The sequence below is a fragment of the Kitasatospora sp. NPDC043949 genome (assembly GCF_056435365.1).
In genome coordinates this window covers 29,003-47,419 of sequence record NZ_JBWKEQ010000045.1, presented here as the reverse complement: position 1 = coordinate 47,419, position 18,417 = coordinate 29,003, and the positions used below count along the sequence as shown (strand labels likewise).

The 18,417-nt window shown below is 73.2% G+C and carries 14 protein-coding genes; 10 read left to right on the top strand and 4 right to left on the bottom strand.

From position 1 onward, the window contains the following. The first annotated feature begins 174 nt into the window (after positions 1-174). The 10 genes from AC07AL_RS29475 (at position 175) to AC07AL_RS29430 (ending at position 13,386) form a co-directional block, all read left to right on the top strand. A complete protein-coding gene (locus AC07AL_RS29475) occupies positions 175-1,422 on the top strand; it encodes a hypothetical protein (RefSeq protein WP_478318800.1) in 1,248 nt (415 codons plus the stop codon). Positions 1,423-1,438: 16 nt separating this feature from the next. Continuing rightward, positions 1,439-2,398, top strand: a complete 960-nt coding sequence (locus AC07AL_RS29470; protein ID WP_363632526.1) for a transporter substrate-binding domain-containing protein — start codon at positions 1,439-1,441, stop codon at positions 2,396-2,398. A gap of 192 nt (positions 2,399-2,590) precedes the next feature. Further along, positions 2,591-3,946, top strand: coding sequence for a hypothetical protein (locus AC07AL_RS29465; protein WP_363588622.1), 1,356 nt, complete (start codon positions 2,591-2,593; stop codon positions 3,944-3,946). A 5-nt stretch (positions 3,947-3,951) separates the two neighbouring features. Then, entirely contained in the window at positions 3,952-6,552 is a 2,601-nt protein-coding gene (locus AC07AL_RS29460) for a serine/threonine-protein kinase (RefSeq protein ID WP_363632525.1), read from the top strand. A 3-nt stretch (positions 6,553-6,555) separates the two neighbouring features. Further along, entirely contained in the window at positions 6,556-7,890 is a 1,335-nt protein-coding gene (locus AC07AL_RS29455; protein ID WP_363632523.1) for a protein phosphatase 2C domain-containing protein, read from the top strand. A 122-nt stretch (positions 7,891-8,012) separates the two neighbouring features. Next, positions 8,013-9,371 (top strand): vWA domain-containing protein, encoded by a 1,359-nt coding sequence (locus AC07AL_RS29450; protein ID WP_063349411.1) that lies wholly within the window; start codon positions 8,013-8,015, stop codon positions 9,369-9,371. A 73-nt stretch (positions 9,372-9,444) separates the two neighbouring features. After that, complete coding sequence (locus AC07AL_RS29445) at positions 9,445-10,677, top strand: FHA domain-containing protein (RefSeq protein ID WP_478318799.1); 1,233 nt, start codon at positions 9,445-9,447, stop codon at positions 10,675-10,677. 143 nt (positions 10,678-10,820) lie between these two features. Next, positions 10,821-11,738 (top strand): ABC transporter ATP-binding protein, encoded by a 918-nt coding sequence (locus AC07AL_RS29440; RefSeq protein WP_363588618.1) that lies wholly within the window; start codon positions 10,821-10,823, stop codon positions 11,736-11,738. Beyond that, positions 11,735-12,883, top strand: a complete 1,149-nt coding sequence (locus AC07AL_RS29435) for an ABC transporter permease (protein WP_363588617.1) — start codon at positions 11,735-11,737, stop codon at positions 12,881-12,883. The genes AC07AL_RS29440 and AC07AL_RS29435 overlap by 4 nt, the downstream gene beginning before the upstream one ends. Before the next feature lie 98 nt (positions 12,884-12,981). Further along, a complete protein-coding gene (locus AC07AL_RS29430) occupies positions 12,982-13,386 on the top strand; it encodes a globin (RefSeq protein WP_363588615.1) in 405 nt (134 codons plus the stop codon). Positions 13,387-13,434: 48 nt separating this feature from the next. Here the strand turns inward: AC07AL_RS29430 and AC07AL_RS29425 are convergent, their stop codons facing one another. From AC07AL_RS29425 to AC07AL_RS29410, 4 genes are all read right to left on the bottom strand, one after another. After that, positions 13,435-14,127 carry a DUF8185 domain-containing protein gene (locus AC07AL_RS29425; protein WP_363588613.1) on the bottom strand — a complete coding sequence of 231 codons (693 nt, stop codon included), beginning with the start codon at positions 14,125-14,127 and terminating at the stop codon, positions 13,435-13,437. A 33-nt stretch (positions 14,128-14,160) separates the two neighbouring features. Continuing rightward, the gene (locus tag AC07AL_RS29420) at positions 14,161-14,604 is read right to left on the bottom strand and encodes an acyl-CoA thioesterase (protein ID WP_063349408.1); all 444 of its coding nucleotides are present in this window, start codon (positions 14,602-14,604) and stop codon (positions 14,161-14,163) included. Between the two features lie 109 nt (positions 14,605-14,713). After that, complete coding sequence (ettA, locus tag AC07AL_RS29415) at positions 14,714-16,378, bottom strand: energy-dependent translational throttle protein EttA (RefSeq protein ID WP_079135893.1); 1,665 nt, start codon at positions 16,376-16,378, stop codon at positions 14,714-14,716. 213 nt (positions 16,379-16,591) lie between these two features. After that, positions 16,592-18,085 carry a Cys-Gln thioester bond-forming surface protein gene (locus tag AC07AL_RS29410; protein WP_363632518.1) on the bottom strand — a complete coding sequence of 498 codons (1,494 nt, stop codon included), beginning with the start codon at positions 18,083-18,085 and terminating at the stop codon, positions 16,592-16,594. Between the last annotated feature and the right edge of the window lie 332 nt (positions 18,086-18,417).

Sequence of the window (18,417 nt, the reverse complement as noted above, 5' to 3'; positions counted from 1 at the left end):
TCCCCCCCCTCCCCCCCCCCCCCCCCCCCCCCCCCCCCCCCCCCCCCCCCCCCCCCCCCCCCCCCCCCCCCCCCCGGCCCCGCGCCGCGCGGCCTGTCCGGCCTGCGGGCGCGGCTGGCGAACGCCACCCGGACGGCGCCGGGCCGGCTGCGGCTGGCCGGGGCGGTGCTCGCGGTGCTGACCGTGGCCTTCGGCGCGCTGACCGCCTGGCAGTTGGAGACCAAGGCGGAGGCCGCCGACCGGGTGGTCCAGCACAGCCAGCCGCTGAGCAAGGACGCGGCCGACATCCACCGCCTACTGGCCCGCGCCGACACCACGGCGGCCACCGACTTCCTGCTCGCCGGGGCGGAGACGAAGACCGTGCGCGGCGACTACGAGGGCGATCTGGCCTCGGCCACCGACCTGATCACCAAGGCCGCCGCGCAGACCACCATCGGCTCCCCCGCGTACCAGAAGCTCACCGAGCTGAGCGAGCAACTCCCCGTCTACGCCGGCCTGGTGGAGACCGCGCGGGCGAACAACCGGCTGGGCCTGCCGCTCGGCGGCGCCTACCTGCGGTACGCCTCCGAGCAGATGCAGGGCACCCTGCTGCCGCGCGCCGCCGAGCTGACCGCCATCGAGAACGACGAGCTGGACAAGGACTACGCCGAGGCGAAGTCCAGCCCGTGGGCCGCGTACGGCCTGGGGGTGCTCACCCTCGGCGCGCTGGTCTGGGTGCAGCTGACGCTGTTCCGCCGCACCAACCGGGTGTTCAACCCCGGCCTGCTCGGGGCCACCGCCGCCGTCCTGGCCGGGGCGCTCTGGCTGGCCGTCACCGGCCTGACCACCAACGCCGCGCTCCAGCAGAGCTGGAAGCAGGGCGCGCAGCCGCTGCGGGCCCTCAACACCGCCCGGGTGCAGGTGCTTTCCGCCCGGCTGGCGGAGAACCTGAACCTCGTCGCCCGCGGCTCCACCACCGCGTACGCGGACCAGTGGACGACGATCACCCGGCAGCTCGCCGGGGGCGAGCCCGCGAACGTCCCGATGGAGCAGCACTCCGGCTCGCTGCGCCAGGCCCTCGACCTGGCCCCCGCGGACGCCCGGCAGCAGATCGGCGAGGCCGACCGGCAGTACGGGACGTGGCGCACCCGGCACGACGCGGCGCACACCCTGGAGACCCAGCAGGCCGACTACCAGGGCGCGTTGCAGGCGACCGTGACGGCGGACCCGGCCGCCGAGGCGAACACCGCGGACGGCGCCTTCAAGGCCACCGACAAGGCGCTCGACCAGGCCGCCACCACCGAGCAGGACCACTTCGAGCGCTCCGCCAAGGGCACCGAGGGCGACCTCCGGCTCGCCGCCCTCGCGGCCGCGCTGCTCGGCGTGGTGGCCGCAGCCGCCGCACTGCGCGGCCTGGGCCGCCGACTGGCCGAGTACCGGTAGAGGGGGGAACGGACACATGCGCAGGAGAACCGCAGGCACCAGGCCGGCCGCCGTGCTGGCGCTGCTGGCCGCCGGCGCGGCCGTGCTCGGCGGGGGCGGGCCGTCCGGCGCCGCGCCCGCGTCCGCCACGGGCGCACCGCAGGCCGTCCGGTCGACCGGGCAGGACCAGGCCGAGTCCTGCGACCTGACCAGCACCGTGCCGCCGAGCACCGTGGACGGCCCGGCGGTGAAGGCCATCAAGGCCAAGGGCACCCTGATCATCGGCGTGGACCAGAACAGCTACCGCTGGGGCGCCCGCAACCCGAACACCGGTGAGCTCGAAGGCTTCGACATCGACCTCGCGAGGGCGATCGGCGCGGCCGTCATGGGCGACCCGGCCAAGGTGGTGCTCAAGCCGGTGTCGACCGCCGGCCGGGTCGACGCCCTCACGGGCAACCAGGTCGACCTGATCGTCCGCACCATGACGATCAGCTGCGCCAACCTGAAGAAGGTCGCCTTCTCCCGGTCGTACTTCAACATCAAGCAGCGGGTCCTGGTGCCCCGGTCGTCCACGGCCAGGAACCTCGACGAGGCGATCAACGGCAGGACGGTCTGCGCCGCGGACGGCTCGGTGGCCAAGGACGTGCTGAACGCGAAGAAGAGCGCCAAGCAGCTCGTCCTGGTGACCAACCAGCTCGACTGCCTGGTCCGCATGCAGCTCGGCAAGGTCGACGCCACCATGACCGACGACGAACTGGCGGTCGGCCAGGCCGCGCAGGACCAGACGGTGAAGGTGGTGGACGGCTTCGAACAGCCGGAGACGATCGGTGTCGCGATGCGCCAGAACAGCACCGACCTCACCGCCCGGGTCAACCAGGTGATCTCCGACTACTACGCGGACAAGGACAAGGGCTGGCAGAAGTCGTTCGAGCAGTGGGTCCAGCCCTACCTGCCCGAGAACTCCAAGGACCCCGGCCTGTACTGGCCGGCCCGCTGACGCACCGGGCGGCGCACGGGCGTCAGCAGGCCGTTGACGCGGTCTTGACGCCCACCGCCCGCTCCGCCCGAACGGCCACCGGCTAGGGTTCGGGACGATCACCACGGGGAGACCGGTGGTGGGCACGGGGGATGTCGTGGGATCGCACGTCAGGTACGTCGGGATCGCACGCGAGGAAGGAAGGACACGGCGTTGGCGGCTTCGGCTGGCCCGGTACTGAGCCGGGAGGAGGTGGACCGCGCGCTGGCGCGCCTCGGCGCGGAGCGGGACGCGGTCGAGTCGGCGCTGCTCGCCCTCCAGGACCATCCGGGCCTGCGGCTGCTCGACGGCGCCGAACTGGCCGGGCGCACGCTGGAGCGCTGGTCCGTCGCCGGGAAGGGCCTGCCGCTGCTCTGGGCGCTGTTCGACCGCTACGCGGAGGCACTGGCCTCGGCGCGCGCGGTACGGGCCCGCAAGGCCAAGCCCGGCGCGCCCGAACTCGCCGAGCTGAGCGAACTGCTCACCGGCGACGCGGTGACCGTCCCCGGCGGCGCGCTGCCGGACGGCCCGCAGCTGCTCGGCGCGCCCGCCCGGCTGGTCGAGCGGATCAGCCTGGACACGCTGATGACCCGGATGAACTCCTGGTACGCCACCGTGCTGGAGGTGGTCAGCGCCGCCGACGCGGTCTGGTCGGCGCTGCCGGCCCGGATCGACCTGCTGCTGGCCGAACTCCACCGGGTGGGCAACCTCGCCGCCTCGCTCGGCGTGCGGGCCGGCGGCCACCCGCTCGCCGACGACCTGGCCGGGCTGGACGCCGACCTCACCGGGCTGCGCGCCGAGGTGCGCGAGGACCCGCTGGCGCTGTGGCGCCCGGCCCGGGTGCCCGCCCAGCGCGGCACCGTGCCGGAGGGCGGCGCCTTCGCCACCCCCGCCGGGGTGGTGGACACCGAGCGGTTCGACCGGGCCGGGCGGGCGCTGGACGGCGTCCGGCTGGAACTGGAGAACCTGCTGCGGCTGCGCGACGACGCCGAGGAGCGCCTCCAGGGCGTCGGCGACCTGCTCCAGCGGGCCGACGCCACCCTGGCCGAGGCCCGCCGGGCGCGCGGCGAGGTGCTGGCGAAGATAGCCTCCAGCGACGTCCCGGCGGTGCCCGGGCCTGCCTCGGCGCTGCGCGAACGGATCGTGACGGCACTGGAGTTGCGCCAGGGCGGCCAGTGGGGCCGGTTGGCGCCGCTGCTGGACACGCTGGAGGACGCCGCCGCCAAGGAGCTGGCCCGGGCCCGGCAGTCGCTCACCGAGGTGACCCAGCCGCTGGCCGTCCGCGCCGAACTGCGCGGCCGGCTGGACGCGTACAAGGCGATGGCCGCCCGGCTGCGGGTCTCCGAGGACCCGGAAGTGATCGAGCGGTACGAGAAGGCGCGCTGGCTGCTGTGGAGCGCGCCCTGCGACCTGCGGGCGGCGGCCGCCGCGGTGGCCCGCTTCCAGCAGTCGCTGCGGCCGGCGCAGGCCGAGGCCGCACAGGAGACGACCGGCCACACGCCGGTCGACGGACAGGTCCAGGGGGGCTGAGGTTGATGGGCGGGACGTGCGTACGGCCGGAGTGCTCCGGCAACGGCGGGATCGACGCGGACGGCTACTGCGACGAGTGCGGGCTCGCCCCGGCCGCGGTGTCCTCCAAGGCTTCCGGGGCTTCCGGGGCCTCCAAGGCCACCGGGGCGCCGGCCGCCGGCCCCGGCGCGCCCTGCCCGAGGGACTGCTCCGGCGCCATCGACGCCGACGGCTACTGCGACGAGTGCGGCCTCACCCCGCCCGGCGGCGACACCGGCGTCACCCAGCCCTACGTCCCGTCCTCCCGGCTCTCCGCCGACTCGGCGCGCAGCGGCTCGATCCGCTCGACCCGCACCGGCTCGGCCCGCTCGATGTCCGGCCGCTCCCGCTCGCACCGCTCGACCCGCACCGGCAGCAGCCGCTCGGTCTCGGTGCGCAGCACCCGCGGCAGCGTCAGCGCGGGCACCCGCAACCGGCTGGGCGCCGGCCTGGTGACGGTGCCGACCGTCGAGACGGCCGATCCGTCGCTGGCGGTGCTGGAGAACCCGGAGGTCCCGGAGCGCAAGCGGTTCTGCTCCAAGTGCGAGACCCCGGTGGGCCGGGAGAAGAACGGCCGGCCGGGCCGCCCGGACGGCTTCTGCACCAAGTGCGGCACGCCGTACTCGTTCACGCCCAAGCTGCGCCGCGGCGACCTGGTCGGCGGGCAGTACGAGGTGGTGGGCTGCCTGGCGCACGGCGGCCTCGGCTGGATCTACCTGGCGATCGACCGGCGGGTCAACGACAAGTGGGTGGTCCTGAAGGGCCTGCTGGACACCGGGGACGAGGACGCGCTCGCCGTGGCCGTCGCCGAGCGCCGCTTCCTGGCCGAGGTGGACCACCCGAACATCGTCCGGATCATCAACTTCGCCGAGCACCTGGACGTCGGCTCCGGCTCCACCGACGGCTACATCGTGATGGAGTACGTCGGCGGCAAGTCGCTCAAGGACATCGCCAACGACCGCCGCACCCCGGACGGCCGGCGCGAGCCGCTGCCCGTCGAGCAGGCGATCGCGTACGCGCTGGAGGCACTGCCCGCGCTCGGGTACCTGCACAGCCGGGGCCTGATCTACTGCGACTTCAAGATCGACAACGTGATCCAGAGCGGCGACGCGCTCAAGATCATCGACATGGGCGCCGTCTGCCGCCTCGACCACGACGGCCCGATCTACGGCACCGTCGGCTACCAGGCCCCGGAGATCGCCACCCACGGCCCCTCCCCCGCCTCCGACCTCTACACCGTGGCCCGCACCCTCGCGGTGCTCACCTTCGACTTCCAGGGCTACAGCACCACCTACCGGGACACCCTGCCCGGCCCCGAGGACGTCGAGGTCTTCGCCCGCTACGAGTCGTACTACCGCTTCCTGGTCCGCGCCACCGACCCGGACCCGGCCCGCAGGTTCTCCTCCGCCGACGAGATGGCCGACCAGCTCACCGGCGTGCTGCGCGAGATCCTCGCCCTCCAGGACGGCCGGGCCCGGCCCGCCCTGTCCACCCTCTTCGGCCCCGAACTACGCGTCGTGGACACCGAGTTGGTCATGCCCACCGAGCAGCCCGGACAGCTCCTGGTGACCGCCCTCGACCCGGCCGCCGCCGCCCTCGCGCTGCCCGTCCCGCGCGTCGACCCCGGCGACCCCAACGCCGGCTTCCTCGCCACCCTGCTCGCCACCGACCCCGAGGAGGCGCTCGCCGCCCTGTCCGGCGCGCCCGCCCTCTCCATCGAACGGCGGCTGCGCGAACTGCGCGCCCACCTCGAACTCGGCCGCCGCGCCGCCGCCGAGGAGGCCCTCGACGCCCTGGAACGGGAGTACCCGGACGACTGGCGGGTCGTCTGGTACCGCGGCCTGGTCGCCCTGGTCGGCGCCGTGCACGGGCCGGACGGCCCGGACGGCCCTGGCAGCTCGATCGCCCTCGTCGGCGCCGTGCACGGGCCGGACGGCCCGGACGGCCCGGCTTCGCCCGACGAGGCCGGGCTGCGCGCCGCCGCCGAGGCCTTCGACGCGGTCTACGACGCCTTCCCCGGCGAGGCCGCCCCCAAGCTGGCCCTCGCCATCTGCGCCGAGCTCCTCGGCGACGGCGGCGACGCCGCCGAGTTCTACCGACTGGTCTGGACCACCGACCCGGCCTACCTCAGCGCCGCCTTCGGGCTCGCCCGGGTCCGGCTGGCCGAGGACGACCGGCCCGGTGCCGTCCGCGTCCTGGAGTCCGTCCCGGCCACCTCCAACCAGTACACCGCCGCCCGGATCGCGGCCGTCCGCGCCCGGCTGCGCGAACGGCCCGCCACCGACCCGCTCGCCGCCGACCTCGGCGCCAGCTCCGACCAGCTGACCGCGCTGCGCCTGGACGACCGCCGCCGCGAGGAACTGGCCGTCGAACTGCTCGGCGCCGCCCTCGGCTGGGTCACCGCGGGCTCGACCGGCGCCCAGCAGGGCGGCGGCACCACGGTGCTGGGACGACCTGCGGTGGAGCGGGAACTGCGCTTCGCCCTGGAACAGTCCTACCGGGTACTCGCCCGGTTGGCCGACCGGGCCGAGACCAGGATCGAGATGGTGGAGCGGGCCAACCGCGCCCGCCCCAGGACGTGGGTGTAGCCGATGCCGCAGCAGACCGTGTGCCCGAGCTGTTCCGAACCGCTGGAGCCGGAGGACGCCTACTGCGGCGCCTGCGGCGCCAGCCGGGACGGCCGGACCGCCCCGGGCGCGATGCCCGCGAACTGGGCCACCGCCCGGGCCGAGGGCGTCCCGCCCCAGCACGGGCCGGTCTGCGCGCACTGCGGGCTGCCGCAGGTCACCGCGGACGGCTACTGCGAGGCGTGCGGCGGCGCCCAGCCGCGCCCGCGCGACCACATGGAGAAGTCCCTCGCGGGCGTCGCCGGGGTCAGCGACCGCGGCGTGCGCCACCACCGCAACGAGGACTCCTTCACCATCGCCGCCACCTCGCTGCCCGGCGGCGAGCCGGTCGTGGTCGCCGTGGTCTGCGACGGCGTCTCCTCCTCCGACCGGCCGGACGAGGCCTCCGAGACCGCCGTCGACGCCGCCTCCGAGTCGCTGCTGAGCGCCCTGGAGGCGGGCCGCGAACCCACCGCCGCCATGCGCCAGGCCATCGCCGACGCCGCCGGGGCCGTCGCCGACCTCGCCCAGGCCGGCCCCGGGCCCGCCCGGCCCGACCTCAACGCGCCCGCCTGCACCTACGTCAGCGCCATAGCCTCCGGCGGCCGGATCACCATCGGCTGGGTCGGCGACACCCGCGCCTACTGGATCCCGGACGACCGCGCCGGCGCCGAGCCCTTCCGGCTCACCCAGGACGACTCCTGGGCGGCCCGGATGGTCGAGGCCGGGCTGATGAGCGAGGCCGAGGCGTACGCCGACCCGCGCGCCCACGCGATCACCGGGTGGCTCGGCGCCGACGCCGAGGAGGTCGTCCCGCACACCCTCGACTTCACGCCGCACGTCCCCGGGGTGCTGCTGATCTGCACCGACGGGCTGTGGAACTACGCCGAGGCCGCCACCGACCTGGCGTACTTCGTCCGGCCGGACGCCCGCACCGAACCGCTCGCGGCGGCACAGACCCTGGTGAAGTTCGCGATCGCCGCCGGCGGCCACGACAACATCACCGTCGCCGTCCTGCCGATCGACCCGCCGGCCGCGGGCGCCGCTGCCGGCGTCGGTGCCGGTGCCGAGGACCAGGGCGAGGACGAGGACGACCCCCGGACCGCCACCGCGCTCGACCTGCCGCTGATCACCGCGGCGGGTGCCAGGCGCGCCGCCGAGGAGGACGAGGACTACGAGCCGACCCTGCCGGACCTCCCGGTGATCGGCTCCCCCGCCGCCCCGCTGCCCCCCGCCGCCCCGCCGGCGCCCCCCGCACCGCCCACCGCTCCCGCCGCACCCACCGTCCCCCCGCAGCCGCCGCACCCGCCGACGGCCTGACCGGACGCCGCCCGCCCGGGGCCGACCCCGGCGGTCACCCGGCCCGCCGGCCCGCCCCCGACGCGGCCGGCCCCCACCGACCGATCCGTACCGACGACCCTTCCGACGGGAGCCACCGGCCCATGGCAACACTGGCGAAGCCGAACCTGCCCAGGTTCGACGTGGAGATCTTCCAGAACGAGTACCTTGCCGACGGCGCCCGCGAGGTCAACGCCATCGTCACGGTCACCGCGACCGGCGGCGGCACCTCCGGCGGCCGCCCGCTCGGCATCGCCGACGCGGGCGGCCCGCAGAGCGCCGACACCGCCGCGGCCGTGGTGATCCTGGTGGACTGCTCGGGCTCGATGGACTACCCCAAGACCAAGATCAACGGCGCCCGCGAGGCCACCGCCGCCGCCATCGACGCGCTGCGCGACGGCACCGCCTTCGCCGTGGTCGCCGGCACCCACGAGGCCCGCGACATCTACCCCGGCGACGGCACCCTCGCCACCGCCTCCGCCACCACCCGCGGCCACGCCAAGGAGTCCCTGCGCCGCCTCACCGCCGCCGGCGGCACCGCGATGGGCACCTGGCTGGCCAAGGCCGACAAGCTCTTCCTGACCCGCCGCGACATCGCCATCCGGCACGCCGTCCTGCTCACCGACGGCAACAACGAGCACGAGTCGGCGGTCGACCTGGAACGCGCCATCGAGCGGGTCACCGGACACTTCACCGCCGACTGCCGCGGCGTCGGCACCGACTGGCGGATCGACGAGCTGCGCAAGATCTCCTCGGCGCTGCTCGGCACCGTCGACATCGTCGCCGAACCCTCCGGCCTGGCCGAGGACTTCCGCTCGATGATGGCCGGCGCCATGGGCAAGCAGGTCGCCGACGTCGCGCTGCGGATCTGGACCCCGGCCAACGCCGCGGTCAAGTTCGTCAAGCAGGTCGCGCCCGCGGTCGAGGACCTCACCGCCCGGCGCGCCGAGGCCGGCCCCCGGGCCGGCGACTACCCCACCGGCTCCTGGGGCGACGAGAGCCGCGACTACCACGTCTGCGTCGAGGTCCCGGCCGCCTCCATCGGCAACGAGATGCTCGCCGCCCGGATCAGCCTGGTGCTGCCCCCGCAGGTCGGCAGCGGCACCCCCGAGGTGCTCTCCCAGGGCCTGGTCAAGGCGGTGTGGACCGACGACCTGGCCTCCTCCACCCGGATCAGCCCGCAGGTCGCCCACTACACCGGGCAGGCCGAGCTGGCCTCCTCCATCCAGGAGGGCCTGGAGGCCCACCGGGCCGGGGACGTCGACACCGCCACGTCCAAGCTGGGCGCCGCCGTCCGGATCGCGCACGCGACCGGCAACGAGGGCACCTACAAACTGCTGCAGAAGGTGGTGGACGTGGTGGACCCGAAGGAGGGTACGGTTCGGTTCCGTAAGAACGTGAGCGAGGCCGACTCGATGACCCTTGAGACCCGGTCGACCAAGACGGTGCGTGTGAAGAAGTGACCGCTGAAGACGTGACCGGGCCGACGACCCGGTGCGACGCCGCCCCAAGCCGGCTCGATGTGAGGGGGAACTGATGCCGATCTGCCCGAGGGGCCACGAGTCGCAGGCCGAGGACTGGTGCGACTTCTGCGGCTTCCCGATGACTCCGCCGGCCCCGACGCCGCCCGGAGCCCACCCGGGAGCCCACGGGGCCCACGGGGCCCACCCGGGGGCGTACGGCTCCCACCCGGTGCCCGGGGCACCCGCCTCGCCCGAGGCACCCGACTCGTTCGAGCAGTCCAGGCACCCGGACCACCGCGGCACGCCCTACGGCGCGCCGCTGTCGCCTCCGCCGATGCCGCCGGGGAGCGTCCCGCCGCAGCCCGGCGCGATGCCGCCGCCACCGGCCCAGGGCCACCCCAACCTGACCGAGGGCCTGACGGTCTGCCCGATCTGCCGCAGCCCGCAGACCGGACGGTTCTGCGAGGAGTGCGGGTACGACTACGAGCTCTCCACCCCCTCGCGCCGCCAGCCGCCGCTGAACATCCCGGCGGCGTACGGCGGCGCGCCGGCCGCACAGCCGCCGTTCGGCCAACCGCCGTACGGCCAACCGCCCCTCCCGCAGCAGCCGCAGCCGCAGCACACCCAGCACCCGCAGCAGGCCCCCGCGCCCGCGCACACCTACGGCTACCCTCCCTCCCTGCCCGCCAACGGGCAGGAGGGGCCCACGCCGGAGGGCGCGTTCCCCGAGGCCCCCGTCCGCGAGGACTCCGGCCCGGTGTACGCCGAGCCCCCCGGCCCGAACAACCGCGGCGGCGACTTCGGCACCTCGTTCCACCTCGCCCCGCCGCATCAGCAGCAGCCGCCGCAGCAACCCCAGCAGCCGCAACCGACGGCCGCCCCCGCGAAGCCGCTCCGGGCCAACTGGATCGCGGTGGTCTCGGCCGACCGCGAGTACTTCACCGAGATGATGGCCCGCAGCGGCCCCGAGGCGGCCGGCCTGTTCTTCCCGCCGTACTGCCCCGAGCGGCGCATCCCGCTGACCGGCCGCGGCCAGCTGCGGATCGGGCGGCGCAGCCAGCACCGCGGCACCGTGCCGGAGATCGACCTGTCGGTGCCGCCGGAGGACCCGGGCGCCTCGCACCAGCACGCGATGCTCGCCGAACAGGCGGACGGCAGCTGGGTCCTGGTGGACCAGGACTCGACCAACGGCACCACCGTGAACGGCGGCGCGGAGCCGATCGCCCCGCACACCGCCGTGCCGCTGAACGACGGCGACCGGATCCACATCGGAGCCTGGACGACGATCACGGTGCACCGCGCCTGAAAGGCCGTCGGCAATAACTCCGGCCGGGCCGGGCGGAATTCAACTTCCGCCCGGCCCGGCTTGTTCCCGATTCCTCAAACGATCCACAAATTCGTCGCCACCGACGTGCACAGGGACCTTCGCAAGCCCTAGGCTCAGGCCACATGACTGCAGCTATATCCGCCGACGGCATCCGTCAGCGGTACGGGGACGTGCAGGCCGTCGACGGGGTGTCCCTCACCGTCGAGGCCGGCGAATTCTATGGAATCCTGGGCCCCAACGGCGCCGGGAAGACCACCACGATGGAGATCCTGGAAGGCGTCCGCAAGCCGGACGAGGGCCGGGTCGAGCTGCTGGGACTGGCGCCCTGGCCGCGCAATCCGAAACTGCTGCCGCGCATCGGCGTGCAGTTCCAGGCCTCCGCCTTCTTCCGGAAACTGACGGCCCGGGAGACCATCCGCACCTTCGCGTCGTTCTACGGGGTCGGCCCCAAGCGGGCCGACGCGATGCTGGAGCGGGTCGGCCTGACCGACAAGGCCGACGTCATGACCGACCAGATGTCGGGCGGTCAGGCGCAGCGCCTGTCGATCGCCTGCGCGCTGGCCCACGACCCGGAGATCGTCTTCCTGGACGAGCCCACCACCGGCCTCGACCCGCAGGCCCGGCGCAACCTCTGGGACCTCCTGCGGGACATCAACGGCGAGGGCCGCACGGTCGTCCTGACCACCCACTACCTGGACGAGGCCGAGGTGCTCTGCGACCGGGTCTCGATCATGGACCACGGGAAGATCCTGCACACCGGCGCCCCGGCGACGCTGATCCGCGAGATCGACGACACCGTCCGGATCAGCATCGCGTCCGGCCAGCTGTCCGTCGAGCGCGCCCGTGACCTGCTCACCACGGCCGGCGCCGACATCGCCGCCCTGGAGGACGACAGCGTCTCGCTCTCCGTCTCCACCCGCCTCCCGGCCCCGGTCCTGAGCGTCCTGGCCGAGCAGAACGCGCTGCGCGGCCTCGAAGTGCGCGGCGCCACCCTGGAGGACGTCTTCCTCCAGCTGACCGGACGGGAGTACCGCGCATGACCGCCAGCACGTCCACCGAGCCGAAGACCCCCGCCCGGCGCGACGGGTCGAGCGGCGGCGCGAGCGCCGAGCGGGAGCGGGTCAGCGCGTTCTGGAGCCTGTCCCGCGCGATGCTGCTCGGCATGAAGCGCGACCGCACCGCGACCTTCTTCATCCTGCTCTTCCCGCTGGTGTTCCTGGTGTTCTTCGGCACCGTGGGCAAGGGCTCCGGCAGCCCGCACGCCAAGGTGGCGCAGGTCGGCGCGGTGAAGCTGTTCGACTCGATCCAGGGCGAGGGCCGGGTCGACCTGGACAAGGTCCTCACCATCACCAGGACCGACGACGCGGCCGCCACACTGGAGAAGGTCCGCAAGGGCGACTTCGACGCGATGATCGAGCAGGGCCCGGACGGCAAGGTCGAGCTGCGCTTCAGCGCCGCCGACACGGTCCGTGCCGGCGCGCTCCAGGGCATCGTCAACTCGGTGGTCCAGAGCGCCAACCAGGCCGCCACCGGCCAGAAGCCGGCCTACGTGCTGGACGCCCAACAGGTAGAGGACCAGTCGCTCAAGCCGATCCAGTTCCTCACCCCCGGCCTGCTCGGCTGGGCCGTCGCCACCGGCGCGGTGTTCGGTGCCGCGCTGACCCTGGTCGGGTGGCGCAAGAGCAAGGTGCTGCGCCGGCTGCGGCTGGCCCCGGTGAGTGCGGGCACGGTCATCAGCTCCAGGATCCTGGTCTCGCTGCTGACCTCGCTCCTCCAGACCACCGTCTTCCTGACGGTCGCCACCAACTTCTTCGGGCTCAAGCTCACCGGCAACTGGTGGCTGGTCATCCCGCTGGTGGCCTGCGCGACGCTCGCCTTCATGTCGATCGGCCTGCTGGCCGGTTCGGTCGCCAAGACCGAGGAGGCGGCCAACGGCATCTCGCAGATCATCGTGCTGCCGATGTCCTTCCTGTCCGGCGCGTTCATCCCGCTGGACAGCGCGCCCGGCTGGCTGGAGACCATCTCCAAGGTCATGCCGCTGCGCTACCTGGTGACGGCCGCCCAGTCGGTGCTGACCCGCGGCGGCGGCGTCATGGACGCCCTGCCCACCATGGGCGGGCTGCTGCTCTTCGCGGCCGTGCTGACCGGCGTCGCCTGGAAGCTGTTCAAGTGGGAGGACGTGTGACCGCCGCCCCGGTCGCCTGAGCCCCGACACACGCCCTGCGGGGTCGTACGCCTTTGGTCCCGGTGTACGACCCCGTCGGCGTCTGCGACCATGGTCGGGTGAAAGAGATCCGGCGAGGAACGTTCAGCGAGGAGACCTTCTTCGACCAGGTCGGCGGCGAACCGACCTTCCGGCGACTGGTCCACCGGTTCTACCAGGGCGTCGCCGAGGACGAGTTGCTCCGGCCGATGTACCCCGAGGAGGACCTCGGCCCGGCCGAGGAGCGGATGGCCCTGTTCCTGATGCAGTACTGGGGCGGCCCGCGCACCTACAGCGAGCAGCGCGGCCACCCCCGGCTGCGGATGCGGCACGTGCCGTTCAAGGTCGACCGCGCCGCGCACGACGCCTGGCTCAGGAACATGCGGGCCGCCGTGGACGACCTGGCCCTGCCGGCCGAGGCCGAGCAGCAGCTCTGGGAATACCTCACCTACGCCGCCGCCTCGATGATCAACACCCCGGGCTGAGCCCCGGGCCGGGCCCGGTTACCGGATCGGGCTGAGCCCCCGGCTGGGTTACCGGAGCGCGCTGAGCCCCAGCCCCGCGCCGGGCGCGGCCGCCGTCCGGACCGCCACCGAACCGGCCGGGGCGCTCAGCCGCAGCCAGCCGCCCGCCCGGTGCACGGTGAGCGGGGCCCCGGGCTTCAGGAAGCCGATCACGTACGCCGCGTGCACCGCCCGCAGCGGCAGCTCCGGCAGCACGGAGACCGGGCGGGACCAGATCTCGTCGGCCAGCGCGTCCAGCACCGCACGGCCGCGGTGGTGCGCCGGGACGGCCTCGCTGCGCTCACGGAACTCCCGCACCCCGGCCATCAGTTCCGGGTACACCTCGGCCGCCGGCGGCGCCCCGACCGGCCGCCAGCCGGTGCGCGGCGGCAGCAGCCCGGCCCAGGCCGGTCCGGTCACCGGGGCGGGCAGCTCGACGGCACCCGTCCCGGCGTCCACGCCGTCCAGCAGCTGGCCCGCCGAGACCGTCAGATCGGTCGGCTCGGCCGGCCCGGTCAGCCGGGCGGTGCGGATCGCCAGCGCGCCCGAACCGCCCAGCGGCAGCCGGCCGAAGACCGCCAGCACGCCGTCCTCCCCGGCCGGGGCCACCGCCTGCAACCGGACGGCCGCCGCCTTGTCGAAGCGCAGCAGGCGCAGCAGGAACGCGGAGAGGTCGGCGGCCTCCCCGGCGTCGGTGAGGGCGAGGCGGGCGGTGATGGTCAACGCGGGTCAGCTCGAATCGTCGGAGGTGGGTGCTCAGGCGGCGACTACGGCGGGCTCCTCGTCCATGAAGCGGGACAGGAACTCCCGCTCCACGGGCGAGATCCGGCGCGGCCGGCCCTCCGCCAGGTCGTAGGGCACGACCACGGTGGACGCCTGGACGTACACCGTCTCGGTGCCGTCCTCGGCGACGTCCTTGATCTCGTAGGACACGGTCAGCGAGGCGCCGCCGATGCGGGTCACCCTGGTCTCGACGGTGACCGGCTCCGGCCGGTGCACCAGCGGGCGCTTGTAGTCGATCTCGTGGCGGGCCACCACCGAGCCGCCCGCGAACTCCCCCGCCCCGGCCTCGGCGGCCTGGGTGAACATGAAGTCGATCCGGGCCTCCTCCAGGTAGCGCAGGAAGACCACGTTGTTGACGTGGCCGAACGCGTCCATGTCGGACCAGCGCAGCGGGCAGGCGTAGATGTGGCGGGCCACAGGTGTTCTCCTCGACGTCCGGTCGCCCGCCGCCGTGCGGTGGCGGCGGGCCGGCGGCCGGCAGGCCGCCCCGAGGGGCAGTCTGCCGGGCCGCCGTGACGGCTGGGTGTCAGCCGCGGGTCAGCTTCTTGTACGTGGCCCGGTGCGGGCGGGCCGCGTCGGCGCCGAGCCGCTCGATCTTGTTCTTCTCGTACGACTCGAAGTTGCCCTCGAACCAGAACCACTTGCTCTCGCCCTCGTAGGCGAGGATGTGGGTGGCCACCCGGTCCAGGAACCAGCGGTCGTGGGAGATGACCACGGCGCAGCCGGGGAACTCCAGCAGGGCGTTCTCCAGCGAGGAGAGCGTCTCGACGTCGAGGTCGTTGGTGGGCTCGTCGAGGAGCAGCAGGTTGCCGCCCTGCTTGAGGGTGAGCGCCAGGTTCAGGCGGTTGCGCTCACCGCCGGACAGCACGCCGGCCGGCTTCTGCTGGTCCGGGCCCTTGAAGCCGAAGGCCGACACGTAGGCGCGGGACGGCATCTCGACCTGGCCGACGTTGATCCAGTCCAGACCGTCGGAGACGACCTCCCAGAGGGTCTTCTTCGGGTCGATGTTGGCACGGCTCTGGTCGACGTAGCTGATCTTGACGGTCTCGCCGACCTTGACCACGCCGGAGTCCGGGGTCTCCATGTCCTGGAGCATCTTGAACAGCGTGGTCTTGCCGGCGCCGTTGGGACCGATGATGCCGACGATGCCGTTGCGCGGCAGGGTGAAGCTGAGGTCGTCGATCAGGATCTTCTCGCCGAAGGCCTTGGAGAGGTTCTCCACCTCGATGACGATGCTGCCCAGACGCGGGCCCGGCGGGATCTGGATCTCCTCGAAGTCCAGCTTCCGCATCTTGTCCGCCTCGGCCGCCATCTCCTCGTAGCGGGCCAGACGGGCCTTGGACTTCGCCTGGCGGCCCTTGGCGTTGGAGCGGACCCACTCCAGCTCCTCGCGGAGCCGCTTGGCGCGCTTGGCGTCCTTCTGGCCCTCGACCTTGAGGCGGGACTGCTTGGACTCCAGGTAGGTGGAGTAGTTGCCCTCGTAGCCGATGGCGCGGCCGCGGTCGAGCTCCAGGATCCAGCCGGCCACGTTGTCCAGGAAGTACCGGTCGTGGGTGACGGCGACGACGGTGCCGGGGTACTTGGCCAGGTGCTGCTCCAGCCAGTTCACCGACTCGGCGTCCAGGTGGTTGGTGGGCTCGTCGAGGAGCAGCAGGTCGGGGGACTCCAGCAGCAGCTTGCAGAGCGCCACGCGGCGCTTCTCGCCACCGGAGAGCTTGGTGACCGGCCAGTCGCCGGGCGGGCAGCCCAGCGCGTCCATGGCCTGCTCCAGCTGGGCCTCCAGGTCCCACGCGTTGGCGTGGTCCAGGTCCTCCTGGAGCTTGCCCATCTCGTCCAGCAGGGCGTCCGAGTAGTCGGTCGCCATCAGCTCGGCGATCTCGTTGAAGCGGTTGAGCTTCCCCTTGATCTCCTTGACGCCGTCCTCGACGTTCTCCAGGACGGTCTTGGTCTCGTCGAGCGGCGGCTCCTGGAGCAGCATGCCGACGGTGAAACCGGGCGAGAGGAAGGCGTCGCCGTTGGAGGGGTGCTCCAGGCCGGCCATCATCTTCAGCACGGTGGACTTGCCCGCGCCGTTGGGGCCCACGACGCCGATCTTCGCCCCGGGGAGGAAGCTGAGCGTCACGTCGTCAAGGATGACCTTGTCTCCGTGCGCCTTGCGCACCTTGCGCATCGTGTAGATGTATTCCGCCACGTGAGATCGCTCCGGCGTCGTCGGGAGTATTCGGCTTGCAGCCTTCCATTGTGCCGCACCCGGCCGGGAGCCCCGAACGCCCGGTGTGCCCCACGGGGGTATCCGCAGCGCGGGGTTGAACGGCGAAGGCCCGGCCCCCGCAGCGGGTGCGGGGGCCGGGCCGGGTGCCGTCAGGGCCTCAGGAGGTCAGCGCCTCCGGGCCTGCGGGGCGGTTCAGGCGGCGGTGCGACCGTGGCGGCCACGGCGGCGCAGGACGAAGACCGCGGCGCCACCGGCCAGGACCAGGCCACCGGCGACGGCGGCGAGGATCGGGGTCGAGTCACTGGCACCGGTCTGGGCCAGGCCACCGGTGCCCGGGGCGGAGCTGGTCGCGGCCGGGCTCGGGTGCGCGCCGGCGGCGGTGCTGGCACCGGCCGACGGGGTGCCGGCCTGGCTCGGGGTGCCACTCGGGGTGCCGGTCGGGGCGGTGCTCGGGGCGGTGCTCGGGGTGCCGGTCGCGGCCGGGGTCGACGGGCCGGAGGTCGGCGGGGTCACACCGGTCTTGCAGTCCAGGACACCCTTGAACTCCTTGGCGAAGCCGTTCGGGCCGGTGACGTTGATGTCGTAGGCGGCCTTCTCGGCGACCGGGACGAGCACGTTCTCGGTCTTGCCCGGCTGGACGGTCAGCTGCTTGCCCGGCTTGACCGTGACGGTGGCGGCCTCGTCACCGCCGTTGGTGACGGTGACGCGCACGCCGTTGTTCTCGCACTCGACCTGGGCGGTGCTGTCGACCAGCGCGCCCGCGCCCTGCTTCCAGGTGGCCTTGGCGCCGGCGGAGACGCTGAGCTTGCTGGAACCGGCCAGGATCATGCTCTGGCTGTGCCGCTTCGGGTCGTAGCCCTCGCTGAGGAAGACCCGGCCGCTGGGCACGACGGTGTCGGCGGCGGCGGCGAGGGCGACCGAGCCGTCCGGGGTGCCGGCCGGCACGTCCAGGAACAGCTGGGTGTCCTTGATCGGACCGGTCAGGGTGGCGCCGACCGGCTTGCCGTCCTTGTCCACCACCTTGACCTTGTCGGCGGCGTCACCGGTGACGGTGAGCTTCACCTCGGCCGCGCTGGACTTGAGGGTGAAGGGGCCGAGCTTGTTGCCGGACTTGCCGGAGACGGAGTCCGGGTTGAGGGTCAACGAGGGGTTGGGCTCGGCGGCGATGCCCTTGTTGGCGTCGCCGAGCAGGTAGTCGCGCAGCTTCTTGGCCTTGGCGTTGCGCGGGGTGGCGTTCTTGTTGTCCGAGAACTTCCAGATCGCGGCCTGGGTGCCCGCGGCGGCGTCCTCGGCGGTCAGGCCGTCGACGCCGACGGTCTTGCCGAGCGCCGTCAGGTCCTTGACCTGCGGGTAGGAGTTCTCCAGGATCCAGCGGATCTTGGAGGCCGCCTCGACCTTGTTCTTGCCGCCGAGGGAGCTCGACTTCCAGTCCGACTCCTGGTACTTCGCGGCGCTGTCCAGGTAGACCGGGTTGTCGAAGTCGATGCAGTAGGTCTGGATCTCGCCGTTGGACGTCTTGAGGGTGAACAGACCGCCGTCGACGGTCCCCTTGCCCTCGACGTCGATCTTCTCGCCCAACATCGTGTTCTGGAGGACGGCCTTGACGCCCGCACCCGGGGTGTCCGCCGCGGCCGCCGCACCGGCCGCGAACAGGCCCCCGCCCAACACCAGGCTGGTCGTGAGCATGACAGTGATTATGCGGGGGAGACTCCGCGCCTGCCTCTGGAACATCTGGGATCCCTCCGGGCCGGGCCGCACCGATGGACAGCCCGCCGACTTGCCGTGCCGCGCGCGCCCCCTGTGGCGCTGCTGCGGGTATGAACCAGACGAATCCTATTGAGCCCCGCAGGCCCCGAAACCCCCATGCGAAATCAGGACGATTCCGTATCTGGATCGTTATCAACCCCCTCAGTTTCGACACAAGCTGACGATCAGCCAGAATCTCCTCGCGACTTTTCGTTATCCGGGCGAGATTGCGCGTGCGGGAGCAACAACAGTCTCGATCAACATATTTGTCG

Bases quoted from the DNA above. Each gene is read 5' to 3' on its own strand.
- AC07AL_RS29470 (WP_363632526.1), top strand. From the start codon at position 1,439: ATGCGCAGGAGAACCGCAGGCACCAGGCCGGCCGCCGTGCTGGCGCTG.
- AC07AL_RS29460 (WP_363632525.1), top strand. From the start codon at position 3,952: ATGGGCGGGACGTGCGTACGGCCGGAGTGCTCCGGCAACGGCGGGATC.
- AC07AL_RS29455 (WP_363632523.1), top strand. From the start codon at position 6,556: ATGCCGCAGCAGACCGTGTGCCCGAGCTGTTCCGAACCGCTGGAGCCG.
- AC07AL_RS29450 (WP_063349411.1), top strand. From the start codon at position 8,013: ATGGCAACACTGGCGAAGCCGAACCTGCCCAGGTTCGACGTGGAGATC.
- AC07AL_RS29445 (WP_478318799.1), top strand. From the start codon at position 9,445: ATGCCGATCTGCCCGAGGGGCCACGAGTCGCAGGCCGAGGACTGGTGC.
- AC07AL_RS29440 (WP_363588618.1), top strand. From the start codon at position 10,821: ATGACTGCAGCTATATCCGCCGACGGCATCCGTCAGCGGTACGGGGAC.
- AC07AL_RS29435 (WP_363588617.1), top strand. From the start codon at position 11,735: ATGACCGCCAGCACGTCCACCGAGCCGAAGACCCCCGCCCGGCGCGAC.
- AC07AL_RS29410 (WP_363632518.1), bottom strand. From the start codon at position 18,085: ATGCTCACGACCAGCCTGGTGTTGGGCGGGGGCCTGTTCGCGGCCGGT.